Origin of the sequence: Pseudomonas sp. MPDS, assembly GCF_013283895.1 — a bacterium.
Lineage (GTDB): Bacteria > Pseudomonadota > Gammaproteobacteria > Pseudomonadales > Pseudomonadaceae > Aquipseudomonas > Aquipseudomonas rhizophila.
Map to the genome: position 1 here is coordinate 5,861,738 of NZ_CP054128.1, position 13,612 is coordinate 5,875,349.

Annotated in this window: 6 protein-coding genes; 4 read left to right on the forward strand and 2 right to left on the reverse strand. The window is 60.7% G+C overall.

Going from position 1 to position 13,612, the window contains the following annotated elements; all coding sequences use genetic code 11:
- Position 1 precedes the first annotated feature (1 nt).
- Positions 2–1,036, reverse strand: a complete 1,035-nt coding sequence (gene waaF / locus HQ912_RS26065) for a lipopolysaccharide heptosyltransferase II (RefSeq protein ID WP_107321432.1) — start codon at positions 1,034–1,036, stop codon at positions 2–4.
- Positions 1,037–1,363: 327 nt separating this feature from the next.
- Positions 1,364–4,303, reverse strand: coding sequence for a bifunctional [glutamate--ammonia ligase]-adenylyl-L-tyrosine phosphorylase/[glutamate--ammonia-ligase] adenylyltransferase (gene glnE, locus HQ912_RS26070; RefSeq protein WP_173407455.1), 2,940 nt, complete (start codon positions 4,301–4,303; stop codon positions 1,364–1,366).
- Between the two features lie 383 nt (positions 4,304–4,686).
- Between glnE and aceE the strand changes: the two genes are divergently transcribed.
- The 4 genes from aceE (at position 4,687) to HQ912_RS26090 (ending at position 13,580) form a co-directional block, all read left to right on the forward strand.
- Complete coding sequence (gene aceE, locus HQ912_RS26075) at positions 4,687–7,332, forward strand: pyruvate dehydrogenase (acetyl-transferring), homodimeric type (protein ID WP_047225912.1); 2,646 nt, start codon at positions 4,687–4,689, stop codon at positions 7,330–7,332.
- Positions 7,333–7,343: 11 nt separating this feature from the next.
- A complete protein-coding gene (gene aceF, locus HQ912_RS26080) occupies positions 7,344–8,987 on the forward strand; it encodes a dihydrolipoyllysine-residue acetyltransferase (RefSeq protein ID WP_173407456.1) in 1,644 nt (547 codons plus the stop codon).
- A gap of 310 nt (positions 8,988–9,297) precedes the next feature.
- Positions 9,298–10,692, forward strand: a complete 1,395-nt coding sequence (locus tag HQ912_RS26085; protein WP_173407457.1) for an alkaline phosphatase D family protein — start codon at positions 9,298–9,300, stop codon at positions 10,690–10,692.
- A 194-nt stretch (positions 10,693–10,886) separates the two neighbouring features.
- Positions 10,887–13,580 (forward strand): putative bifunctional diguanylate cyclase/phosphodiesterase, encoded by a 2,694-nt coding sequence (locus HQ912_RS26090; RefSeq protein ID WP_047225915.1) that lies wholly within the window; start codon positions 10,887–10,889, stop codon positions 13,578–13,580.
- Positions 13,581–13,612 lie beyond the last annotated feature (32 nt).

Consider the following 13,612-nt stretch of genomic DNA (forward strand, 5'->3'; position numbering starts at 1 on the left):
GTTACTGAACCTCCACCGGTGCGCCCTGCAAACGCCCCAGGGCATCGTTCACCGACGGCGGCATGAGCTGGCGCAGGCAGTTGTAATGACCGAAGCGACAGGTGCGGTCGAAGCACGGGCTGCATTCGATGCCCAGGCGTACGACTTCGACTTTTTCGGCCAGCGGCGGCGTAAAGCCCGGCGAAGTGGAACCGTACACGGCCACCAGTGGCCGGTTCAGGGCGGCGGCCACGTGCATCAGGCCGGAGTCGTTGGACACCACCGAATCGGCGCAGGACAACAGGTCGATGGCTTCGGCCAGGGAGGTATCGCCGCTGAGGTTCACCGACTCCTCCCGCAGGCCCGGGATCAGGCGCGAGCGGATGTCCTCGCCCACCGAATGATCGTTTTTCGAACCGAACAACCAGACCTGCCAGCCTTCGCGAATCTTCGTCTCGGCGACCTGGGCGTAATGCTCCGCCGGCCAGCGCTTGGACTCACCGAATTCGGCGCCTGGGCAGAGAGCCAGTACCGGGCGGTCCAGGCTCAGACCGAACTTGGCCAGCGCCGCTTCGCGGGTCACCGGGTCGATCGCAAGGCTTGGGCGCGGATACGGCTTGGGCAACTCGGCACCTGGCTCGTAGGCCAGGGCCATGAAGCGCTCGATCATCAGCGGGTAGCGTTCTTTGTCCAGCGTGCGCACGTCATTGAGCAAGCCGTAGCGGAACTCGCCACGCCAGCCGGTGCGTTTGGGGATACTGGCGAAGAACGGCACCAGTGCCGATTTCAACGAATTGGGCAACAGGATCGCCTGGTCGTACTGACCGGCCAGGGACTTGCCGATGCGTCGACGGGTCGCCAGCTCCAGCACACCGTGGCCGAGCGGGAAGCTCAAGGCCTTGCGCACCTGGGGCATGCGCTCAAGAATCGGCCGACTCCACTCGGGGGCCAACACGTCGATTTCGCACTGTGGGTGGCGCTGCTTGAGGCACTGAAACAGTGTCTGCGCCATCACCATGTCACCGACCCAACTGGGCCCTACGATCAGAATATTCATGTGGCTTCCAAAAACGATGCGGGGAGGCCTACGCCTCCCCGCCTCGACAATCACTGTGGCTTAGGACGTTGCCTGCTGCCGTCACTCTACAACTGCGGGAGCGAGCCTGCTCGCGATGAGGCTCTCACATCCAATATCAATGTCGCCTGACACTCCGCCTTCGCGAGCAAGCCCGCTCCCACAGGGAAATTCATCTACTTCAAGTATGGTGCAGCACCACAAATCCATTGTGAGAGCGAGCCTGCTCGCGATGGGGCCGGCACATCCAACATCAATGTCGCCTGACACTCCGCCTTCGCGAGCAAGCCCGCTCCCACATTTAAATCTTCAGCTCAGCCCCAGTTCTCGCCAGATTCGCAGCACCTGCCTGCGCTCATCCACAAACTGGTCACCTGTAATCACCCCGGCGTCTTTCTGTAGAGCCTGGCGGTGGGCGGCTGAGCGGTAGGCTTTGTAGGCCTCGCGCAGCAGGGTAGCGTCTTCGACCGGCATCAGCCCGACTTCCTGCAACCCTTCCAGAATGCGAATGTTATCGGTGTAGCGCAGCAGCGATGGGTGCTCCTCGGACCACGCCAGGGCCGCGTATTGCACCATAAATTCAATGTCGACGATACCTCCGGCATCCTGCTTGAGGTCGAACGGCGCGGTGGCTTCAAAGGCATTCGCTGCGGTTCCGGCAGCGGTGACCTTGCTGCCGAGGTTATCGCGCATCTTGGCGCGCATCTCGCTGACTTCCTGGCGCAGCGTCGACAAATCACGCTTGCGCCCCAGCACCTGGGCACGAACCTTCTCGAACGCCTGACCCACGTCCTGACTGCCCACCAGCACCCGAGCCCGCACCAAAGCCTGATGCTCCCAAGTCCAGGCCTCGTTCTCCTGATAGCGTGCAAAAGCCCCGAGGGAGCTGACTAGCAACCCCGACGCCCCGGACGGCCGCAAGCGCATGTCCACTTCGTAGAGCTGTCCAGAGTTGGTCTGGGCCGTCAGCAAATGGATGATTCGCTGGCCGAGCCGGGTGAAAAACTGCGCGCCGTCGATGGGTTTCGGGCCATCGGTTTCCGCCTGCGGATCGCCATCGTGGATGAACACCAGATCCAGGTCGGAACCATGCCCCAATTCCAGACCGCCGACTTTCCCATAACCGACAATGATGAAGCCCGGATCGCACAGGCTGCCGTCAGTGCGCAGCGGCACGCCATACTTGGCCACGGTCTGGCGCCAGGCCAGGGCCAGCACTTGTTCAAGAATTGCTTCGGCGAGCCAGGTCAGGTAATCGCTGACTTTCATCAACGGCAGGCTGCCGGCGATTTCCGAGGCGGCCACCCGCAAACGGTGCGCGAGCTTGAAATGCCGCAGGGCCTCCATCTGCTGCTCGAGATCATCCTCGGGGATGCGTGTCAGGCGTTCACGCAACTCCGCCGCCAGTTCCGGCGCCAGGGGGGGCTTGAAAAGTCGCCCCTCGTTGAGCAATTCATCAAGCAACAGGGGAAAGCGGGTGATCTGCTCGGCAATCCACGGGCTCGCCGCGCACAGCGTCAGCAGGCGTCGCAGGGCGCCGGGATTTTCCGTCAACAGCACCAGATAGGCCGATCGGCGCGCCACGGCTTCCACCAGCGGCAATACGCGCTCAAGCACCAGATCCGGATTGGCATGCTCCACCGCCTGGGCCAACAGGCGCGGAATGAATGCATCCAGACGCTCGCGCCCCAGACGCTGCATGGCGCGCAATTGCGCACTGCCGCGCAGGGCGGCCAGGGCTTTGAGCGCCTTGGGTGCGTCGGCGAAGCCGCCCTCATCCAGTTGACGACACGCCGCCCCTTCATCCTGGCTGTCTTCCCACAGCGGCAACCATTCGCCGCCCACCGTCACTTCGCTTTCGCCGTCCTGCTCTTCATCCGGGTCGGCGATGACCTGGCCGAAGTGCCAGGCTACGCGACCGCGCCAGTACATCAATTGCTCATGGAAGGCCGCCCAGTCGGCAAAACCCAGCATGAACGCAATGCGCGCCTGATCCTGCGGGGTGTCCGGCAGCATCTGGGTCTGGCGGTCGGCGATGGCCTGGATCGCGTGCTCGGTGTAACGCAAAAATTCATAACCCTGGCGCAGCTCATCGACCACCTTGGCCGGCAGATAGCCCTGGCCTTCCAGGGTCGCCAGCACTTTCAACAGCGGGCGCTGCTGCAAACTCAAGTCACGACCGCCATGGATCAACTGGAACGCCTGGGCAATGAACTCCACCTCACGGATGCCGCCCGAACCCAGCTTGATGTTGTCGGCCATGCCCTTGCGCCGCACTTCCTGCTGGATCAACTGCTTCATGGTGCGCAGCGCTTCGATGGCGGAAAAATCCAGGTAACGGCGATAAACGAACGGACGCAGCATGTCGAGCAGTTGCGCGCCGGCCACCTGGTCTCCCGCCACCACCCGCGCCTTGATCATCGCGTAGCGTTCCCAGTCACGGCCCTGATCCTGGTAATACTGCTCCAGCGCGTTGAAACTCAGCACCAGCGCTCCGGCCGAACCATAAGGGCGCAGACGCATGTCGACGCGGAATACGAAGCCGTCGACGGTCATCGGGTCCAGGGCCTTGATCAGGCGCTGCCCCACACGAATGAAAAACTCCTGGTTATCCAGGGCCCGCTTGGCGCCAACGGTCTCGCCGCCCTCGGGGTAGGCGAAAATCAGATCGATGTCCGACGACAGGTTCAGCTCCACCGCACCAAGCTTGCCCATGCCCAGGATAACCATGTGCTGCGGTTCACCGCTGCGCCGCCCGGTAGGCGTACCGAATTGCTGACTATGGCGCTGGTACAGCCATTGATAGGCCTGGTCGATGCAGGTATCGGCCATGTCGGAGAGATCGCGACAGGTCTGGACCAGGTCGGCCTGGCGGGTCAGGTCGCGCCAGATGATCCGCACCTGTTGGCGGCTGCGCTGGCGACGCAGGATGCGACCCAGTTCGTCTTCAGTCTCGGCGGCCTGGACGGCTGCGCCAATCTGAGCGCACATTTCGCCGGGAGCCAGGTGGCGGTCCAGTTCGCCGCTGCGCACCAGTTCCAGCAACATCGAGGGGTCACGAACACTCTGCTCGATAAAAAAATCACTGGCGGCGGCGACACGGTTGAACTCGCTCCAGCGTTCGGGCGCCCAGGTGGACAGCCCGTGGTCGTCGTCCAGGGAAGCGACCGCCGCACGGAACGACTGCTCGGCACGACTGACCAATGACTGGAGAATTGCCGGAACTTCGGTAAGCGGGGGCAGGCTCATGGTCTATCCTTGATCGGCGCGGGGAAAGGCTGGATGTAGTGTTTTTTCAACTGCCACTACCTGATCGACTGTCGAACAAAGATGATAAATAGCTGAAAATCTGATTTTATTGGCAGCCGACATCAAGTTTTTACCTGTACGAGTTGGCTAACGACCAACAGTAACGATTATTCTCACAACGAAACGAGGGGCCATAAGCCGCTCATGTGTAGTTTTACTACTCGTCTATACATTCGAAAGGCTGAAACGGCCGACGATTTGTAGTAAAACTACACGCCGCCGAAACAACCTTCGGCAATCCAAGAATTTATACCGTCTGCCCACAAGGCCAGTCGCAAACTCAGGCAACCGATTCTGGTAGCCTTTCCGCCCTGGAGCAAGCCATGCAAGACCTCGATCCCGTCGAAACCCAGGAATGGCTGGACGCCCTGGAATCGGTTCTCGACAAAGAAGGCGAAGACCGTGCTCACTATCTGATGACCCGTATGGGCGAACTCGCAACCCGCAGCGGTTCGCAATTGCCTTACGCCATCACCACGCCATACCGCAACACAATCCCCGTTACCCACGAAGCACGCATGCCCGGCGACCTGTTCATGGAACGCCGCATTCGCTCGCTGGTACGCTGGAACGCGATGGCCATGGTGATGCGTACGAACCTGAAAGATTCTGACCTGGGCGGTCACATCTCCAGCTTCGCCTCCAGCGCAACCTTGTACGACATCGGCTTCAACTATTTCTTCCAGGCCCCGACCGACGAACACGGCGGCGACCTGATCTACTTCCAGGGCCACACCTCGCCAGGCGTTTACGCCCGTGCATTCATGGAAGGCCGCATCAGCGAAGAGCAGATGAACAACTTCCGCCAGGAAGTGGATGGTCAGGGCCTGTCGTCCTACCCGCACCCTTGGCTGATGCCTGATTTCTGGCAGTTCCCGACGGTATCCATGGGTCTGGGCCCGATCCAGGCCATCTACCAGGCGCGTTTCATGAAGTACCTGGAAGCCCGTGGCTTCATTCCCGAAGGCAAGCAGAAAGTCTGGTGCTTCCTGGGCGACGGCGAGTGCGACGAGCCGGAATCCCTGGGCGCGATCTCCCTGGCTGGCCGCGAGAAGCTGGACAACCTGATCTTCGTCATCAACTGCAACCTGCAGCGCCTCGACGGCCCCGTTCGCGGCAACGGCAAGATCATCCAGGAACTCGAAGGCGTGTTCCGTGGCGCCCAGTGGAATGTGACCAAAGTCATCTGGGGCCGTTTCTGGGACCCACTGCTGGCCAAGGACGTCGACGGCATCCTGCAGCGCCGCATGGACGAAGTCATCGACGGCGAATACCAGAACTACAAGGCCAAGGACGGCGCGTTCGTCCGTGAGCACTTCTTCAACACGCCTGAACTCAAGGCAATGGTTGCCGATCTGTCCGACGACGAGATCTGGAAGCTCAACCGTGGCGGCCACGACCCGTACAAGGTCTACGCGGCGTACCACGAAGCAGTCAACCACAAGGAACAACCGACCGTCATCCTGGCCAAGACCATCAAGGGTTATGGCACCGGTGCCGGCGAAGCGAAAAACACTGCGCACAACACCAAGAAAGTCGACGTCGACAGCCTGAAGTTGTTCCGCGACCGCTTCGACATCCCGGTCAAGGACGAGGAACTGGAAAACCTGCCGTTCTTCAAGCCGGAGCCCAACAGCGCCGAAGCCCGCTACCTGAGCGAGCGTCGCACCGCACTGGGTGGTTTCGTGCCCCAGCGCCGCGCCCAGAGCTTCAGCGTGCCGACCCCATCGCTCGATACCCTCAAGGCGATCCTTGACGGCTCGGGCGACCGTGAAATCTCCACCACCATGGCCTTCGTGCGGATCCTCGCGCAATTGGTCAAGGACAAGGAAATCGGCCCGCGCATCGTTCCAATCATCCCGGACGAAGCCCGTACCTTCGGTATGGAAGGCATGTTCCGTCAGTTGGGCATCTACTCCTCCGTCGGCCAGCTCTACGAGCCAGTCGATAAAGACCAGGTGATGTTCTACAAGGAAGACAAGAAGGGCCAGATCCTCGAAGAAGGCATCAACGAAGCAGGCGCCATGAGCTCCTTCATCGCTGCCGGTACTTCGTACTCCAGCCACAACCAGCCGATGCTGCCGTTCTACATCTTCTATTCGATGTTCGGTTTCCAGCGTATCGGCGACCTGGCCTGGGCCGCTGGCGACAGCCGGACCCGTGGCTTCCTGATCGGCGGTACCGCCGGCCGGACCACGCTCAACGGCGAAGGCCTGCAACACGAAGACGGTCACAGCCACATCCTGGCTGCCACCATCCCGAACTGCCGCACCTTTGATCCAACCTACGGCTACGAGCTGGCGGTGATCATCCAGGACGGCATGAAGAAGATGACCGAAGAGCAACAGGACGTCTTCTACTACATCACCGTGATGAACGAATCCTACCAGCAGCCAGCCATGCCGGCCGGCGTGGAGGAAGGCATCATCAAGGGCATGTACCTGCTCGAAGAAGACACCCGCGAAGCGGCGCACCACGTCCAGCTGATGGGCTCCGGCACCATCCTGCGCGAAGTGCGTGAAGCAGCGAAGATCCTGCGTGAAGAGTTCAACGTCGGCGCTGACGTGTGGAGCGTTACCAGCTTCAACGAACTGCGTCGCGATGGCCTGGCCGTGGAGCGCAGCAACCGTCTGCACCCGGGCCAGAAGCCGAAACTGAGCTACGTCGAAGAATGCCTGAACGGCCGCAAAGGTCCGGTCATCGCTTCTACCGACTACATGAAACTGTTCGCCGAGCAGATCCGTCAGTGGGTTCCTTCCAAGGAATTCAAGGTGCTGGGCACCGACGGTTTCGGTCGTAGCGACAGCCGCAAGAAGCTGCGTCACTTCTTCGAAGTCGACCGTAAGTTCGTTGTGTTGGCAGCCCTGGAAGCCCTGGCTGACCGTGGCGATATCGAACCCAAGGTGGTGGCCGAGGCCATCGTCAAGTTCGGCATCGATCCGGAAAAACGCAACCCACTGGACTGCTGAGGAGAATTTCCGTGAGCGAACTCATTCGCGTACCTGACATCGGCAGCGGTGAAGGTGAAGTAATTGAACTGTTTGTGAAGGTCGGCGACCGTATCGAAGCCGAGCAGAGCATTCTGACGCTTGAATCGGACAAGGCCAGCATGGAAGTGCCTGCGCCGAAGGCCGGCATCGTCAAAAGCCTGAAAGTGAAGCTGGGCGATCGCCTGAAAGAAGGCGACGAACTGCTGGAGCTGGAAGTCGAGGGCGCCGCTGCGGCGCCTGAGGCGGCGGCTCCTGCTGCCCCGGCGGCGGCTGAAAAGCCTGCCGCCGCACCGGTTGCCGAGGCGGCTCCCGCCCCTGCCGCCGCGCCTGCCGCTGCCACGGTCCAGGACATTCATGTTCCGGACATTGGCTCCTCGGGCAAGGCCAAGATCATCGAAGTGCTGGTCAAGGTCGGCGACACCGTCGAAGCCGACCAGTCGCTGATCACCCTGGAATCCGACAAAGCCAGCATGGAAATCCCGTCGCCGGCCGCCGGCGTGGTGGAAAGCGTCGAGATCAAGCTGGAAGACGAAGTGGGCACCGGCGACCTGATCCTGAAGCTGAAAGTGGCCGGTGCTGCGGCACCTGCTGCCCCAGCCCAGGCTGCTGCGCCTGCCGCCAAGGCCGAAGCCGCTCCAGCTCCGGCTGCCGCGCCTGCCGCGTCTGCCGCCAAGGCCGAGACAGCTCCTGCTCCTGCCGCCACACCTGCACCCAGCGGTGCCAAGGTGCATGCCGGCCCTGCGGTGCGTCAGCTGGCCCGTGAATTTGGTGTCGAGCTGTCCGCCGTCAGCCCAAGCGGCCCACATGGCCGCGTGCTGAAAGAAGACGTGCAGACTTACGTCAAGGCCATGATGCAGAAGGCCAAGAACGCTCCGGCCGAAGGCGCTACCGGTGGTGCGGGCATCCCGCCGATCCCGGCAGTGGATTTCAGCCGCTTCGGCGAAACCGAAGAAGTGGCAATGACTCGCCTGATGCAAATCGGCGCGTCGAGTCTGCATCGCAGCTGGCTGAACATTCCACACGTGACTCAGTTCGACCAGGCCGACATCACCGAACTGGAAGCTTTCCGCGTCGCGCAAAAAGCCGTGGCCGAGAAGGCTGGCGTCAAGTTGACCGTGCTGCCACTGCTGCTCAAGGCCTGTGCGCACCTGCTCAAGGAATTGCCGGACTTCAACAGCTCGCTGGCCCCAAGCGGCAAGGCTGTCATTCGCAAGAAATACGTGCACATCGGGTTTGCCGTCGACACCCCGGAAGGCCTGCTGGTACCGGTCATCCGCAACGTCGACCAGAAGAGCCTGCTGCAACTGGCTGGCGAAGCCGCTGCCCTGGCCGAAAAAGCCCGGAGCAAAAAGCTCACCGCCGACGACATGCAGGGTGCCTGCTTCACCATTTCCAGCCTCGGCCACATTGGCGGTACCGGCTTCACGCCGATCGTCAACGCGCCGGAAGTGGCGATCCTGGGAGTCTCCAAAGCCACCATCCAGCCCGTCTGGGACGGTAAAGCCTTCCAGCCGAAGCTGATGCTGCCACTGTCGCTGTCCTACGATCACCGTGTGATCAACGGCGCCGCCGCTGCACGCTTCACCAAGCGTCTGAGCGACCTGCTGGGCGACATCCGTACCATCTTGCTGTAACACCGGGCGGCCCTCCCCACGGAGGGCCCTTCGGACCGCTGTTTTCCGAGCGCCACGCTCGTACCTCAACCCCGCCCGTTTGGCGGGGCTTTTTTTTGCCTGAAATAAAGTCGAACTTGCAGAGCAGCCCGTTCCAGGGCCCAACTTTCCTACTGCACTTCACCTAGATGACTACGTCATCTATTGGACGTTTCCCACAACACGCGCCCCCTCTCATATCAATATTTATCCCATGCATCGCTTTAGGATGAGTTCAGGGAAGCCATTAACTACTTACCTAAAAAACTTTAACTTCGAATGGACTCGAATGATGTTCAAACCCACTGTTGGCCCTATTGTCGGCCACACGACACCTCATCACACGCGGATATTCCTGCGAGGGGATAACGATAAGAACAGCCTGGTATTTGCCGCCATCCGTTACCGGCGCCAGGGAGATTCAATCTGGTCGAAAGGACACTTTGTTCAGTTGCATGCTTACCGCGACATGTCCGATGTCATCGTATTGAAGAACCTTCAAGCCGATACCGCCTATGAATACCAAGCCGGCTGGTTCAGCCGCCTGAGCCCTACTCATACAATCGAAACCGTCCAGGAACTGCCGCTGCAATGGCCTCGGGATATTTACCAGATGCGCACGCCGTCCAGCAAAATCAGTGCACCGCGCAGTTATATCGTGGGTTCCTGCCGCTACCTGCGGGTGACGGCCGGCGTCCCCTCCAGACCTGAACTGGGCGACCGGACTTTCGCTGGCATCAACCGCATCGTGGCCCAGGCCGACCCGCCGATCAGTGCTGTAGTGATGACCGGCGACCAGGTTTATCTAGACGATTTGAATATTGTCGCCCCGGACCGGAACCCAAAGGATATTCTTTTCAAATACCGCACCGCCTTTTCCCAGCCGCATATTAGAAAGTTGATGGCGGGAACACCGAGCTACATGATTCTCGACGATCATGAAATCAAAGATAATTGGCCTGCCAGCAAGAAAAAAGGCGACGAAAACTTTTATGCCAATGCCATGGATGCCTATGCGCTTTATCAAGCCAGCCATAGTCCGGCACATGAACTGTTAAGTGACGGAACATTAAGCAAACCATTGAGACAATGTTGGTATCAGTTCGCTCACGGCGATATCGAATGGTTCGTCACCGACAGTCGGACCCAGCGCAATCTGTCGGCGGATGATCGACGTATCCTGGATCAAGCGCAGGAACGATCGCTGATCAAATGGCTGGTCAACAGTCCGGCGCGGGTCAAGTTCATCGTGACCGGCGTGATGTTCTACCCGGACCGCAAGCTCAATACCTCGGACGCCTGGCAGGCCTTCCCGGAACAGCGTCTGCGCCTGCTGGAAACCGTTCGCCGCCATCGGATCAAGAACGTTATTTTCGTGTCCGGCGACGTCCATGGCTCTCTCACCAGTCGCCTGAGTCACAGCCAGGACCCTGACTTCGAGGTACATACCATCGTTTCCTCGCCGTTTTGCAACAGCAAACTGCTTCCTTATGCCAGCGCCGCGAGTTTTATTTTTGGTGATGCCATGGCTCGGACGCCCAGCGGGGACTATCGCTATGGGTTGAGCGGCAAGGTCATCAGCCAGGACAACTTCGCCCACCTGAAAGTCACGGCGCAGAGCGTTCAGGTCACGTTTCACGACCGTGATGGCAGCCCATTACAGACAGTAGATATCCCGCTGCGCTGACGGGTGGTATAACCACCCATGCCGTCTGATCGGCGGGCGACTGGAGAAATCCCTTCGTCGGCCGATAAAAGGTTTATAGCACTTGGCCTTCATCTCTCTTGTCAGCCAGTGCCGCAATGATGCAACCTTGCGGCAGTCCGTAATAACGAGGGCGTCAGCCCGGCGCGATCAGCATTTTCGAAGCGAGTTTCCCCATGAAAAGCCAACCCGATGCCGCCAGCCGTATGGCGGCCGAGGTAGTGACGCAGTTACCGGTGCCCTCGCGGCTCGGCATGCTGCGTTTCGAACGGCTGAATGAAGCAAGCTGGGCTCTGCTGTTCCTCGACCCCAACTGCGAGCGTTACTTCGGTCTGCCGGCCGTCGAGCTTTGCTCGCTGGTCAGTTCGCCCTACGCCAGCCTGATGGAGCCCGAAGCGCGCTATCAACTCCACGATGCGATCCAGCAGCAGTTGGCCCAGGCCCCGCATTACCTGATCCGCTACACGCTCCACACCGCCAAGGGCGCCATGAATATGCTGGAAATGGGCGAGCCCTATAAACAGCACAATCGCCATCTACTACGCGGCTACCTGCTGGCCGTGGACGATTTGCTGGCAAGCGAGCCGTCGATGCCGGCCCTGGACCTGGAAACTCAAAACTCGCGCCTGCAAATTGCCCTGGAACTGAACCAGCGCGCCCAGCAGGAGCAGCTGCAACACCTGGACCGGGTGCGCGCCCAGCAGGACCTGATCCTGCTGCTGACCCGCCAGCGCTACAGCGCCAACAATTCCCTGCAGGAAGCCGCCGAGCTCATCACCCGCAGCGCCTGCGACATCTACCAGATTGATTGCGCCAGCATCTGGAACCTGGAAGATGGCCAGTTGGTGCCGATTTCGGCTTATAACCGCGCCTCCCAAGACTACTTTCTGCCGGACGTGATCAACGCCAACGAGTTTCCTGACTACATGGAGGCGCTGCAGACCTGCCGCGCCATCGACGCGCACAATGCGATGCGCGACCCGCGTACCCGGGAAATGGCCGCAAGCCTGCGCACCCGTGAAGTCAACGCCATGCTCGACGCCAGCGTTCGTATCGACGGCCAGGTGGTGGGCGTACTGTGCCTGGAGCAGATAGGCGTCACCCGCGCCTGGCAGTCCGACGAGATCGCCTTTGCCGGTGAACTGGCTGACCAGTTCGCCCAGGTCATCAACAACCACAACCGCCGGACCGCCACCAACGCCCTGCACTTGTTCCAGCGCGCCGTGGAGCAGAGCGCCAACGCGTTCCTGCTGGTCAATTGCGACGGCGTGGTGGAATACGTCAACCCCAGCTTCACCGCCATCACCCAATATTCCACCGAGGAAGTCCACGGCCAGCGCCTGTCGGAACTACCGGCCCTGGAAAACCTCAGCGAGCTGCTGTTCGATGCACCGTCGGCCCTGGCCCAGAGCAATAGCTGGCAAGGTGAATTCAAGAGCCGGCGCAAGAATCTGGAACCCTACTGGGGCCAATTGTCGATTTCCAAGGTCTATGGCGATAACCGTGAACTGACCCACTACATCGGCATTTACGAAGACATCACCCAGACCAAACTGGCTCAGCAGCGCATCGAGCGCCTGGCCTACACCGACAACCTGACCAACCTGGGCAACCGCCCGGCGTTCATCCGCAACCTCGATGAACGCTTCGCCCGGGACAGCGATTCGCCCATCAGCCTGTTGCTGGTGGACATCGACAACTTCAAGCGCATCAATGACAGCCTCGGCCATCAGACCGGCGACAAGCTGCTGATCAGCCTGGCCCGCCGCTTGCGCAACAGCTTGAGCCCCAGCGGCAGCCTGGCACGGTTCGCCAGTAATGAATTCGCCGTACTGCTAGACGACACCGACCTGGAAGCCGGGCAGCAGATCGCCAGCCAGTTGCTGATGACGCTCGACAAGCCGATGTTCGTCGATAACCAACTGATCAGCGTGACCGGCTCCGTGGGCCTGGCCTGCGCGCCACTGCACGGCCGCGACCCCCAGACCCTGATGCGCAACGCCGGACTCGCCCTGCACAAGGCCAAAGCCAACGGCAAGCATCAGGTCCAGGTATTCACCGAGGCGCTGAACGCCGAGGCCAGCTACAAGTTGTTCGTGGAAAACAACCTGCGCCGCGCCTTGACCCAGAACGAGCTGGACGTGTTCTACCAGCCAAAACTGTGCCTGCGCAGCGGTCGCTTGCTGGGCATGGAGGCGCTGCTGCGCTGGAACCATCCCGAGAAGGGCATGATTCGCCCGGACCAGTTCATCAGCGTGGCCGAAGAAACCGGCCTGATCATCCCCATCGGCAAATGGATCGCCCGTCAGGCATGCCGCATGAGCAAGCAATTGACCGCCGCCGGCCTGGGCAACCTGCAAGTGGCGATCAACCTCTCGCCCAAGCAGTTCTCCGACCCGGACCTGGTCGCCTCGATCGCCAGCATCCTCAAGGAAGAACAACTGCCGGCCCGCCTGCTGGAACTGGAACTGACCGAAGGCCTACTGCTGGAGGCCACCGAAGACACCCACCTGCAGCTCGACCAACTCAAGCGCCTGGGCCTGACCCTGGCCATGGACGACTTCGGCACCGGTTACTCATCCCTGAGTTACCTGAAAAAATTCCCGATCGACATCATCAAGATCGATCGCAGCTTCATCCACGAGATCCCGGACAACCAGGACGACATGGAAATCACTTCCGCGGTGATCGCCATGGCCCACAACCTGAAACTCAAGGTGGTGGCCGAAGGTATCGAAACCGCACAGCAACTGGCGTTCCTGCGGCGCCACCGCTGCGACGTCGGCCAGGGCTACCTGTTCGACCGACCGATCCCCGGCGCGGAGCTGATCGAGAAGCTCAAGCGTTATCCGCGCGGCCCAATTGCCTGACAAGCGGTGTAACACTCGGGCACACTGACGGT

Bases quoted from the DNA above. Each gene is read 5' to 3' on its own strand.
- HQ912_RS26090 (WP_047225915.1), top strand. From the start codon at position 10,887: ATGAAAAGCCAACCCGATGCCGCCAGCCGTATGGCGGCCGAGGTAGTG.
- glnE (WP_173407455.1), bottom strand. From the start codon at position 4,303: ATGAGCCTGCCCCCGCTTACCGAAGTTCCGGCAATTCTCCAGTCATTG.
- aceE (WP_047225912.1), top strand. From the start codon at position 4,687: ATGCAAGACCTCGATCCCGTCGAAACCCAGGAATGGCTGGACGCCCTG.
- HQ912_RS26085 (WP_173407457.1), top strand. From the start codon at position 9,298: ATGTTCAAACCCACTGTTGGCCCTATTGTCGGCCACACGACACCTCAT.
- waaF (WP_107321432.1), bottom strand. From the start codon at position 1,036: ATGAATATTCTGATCGTAGGGCCCAGTTGGGTCGGTGACATGGTGATG.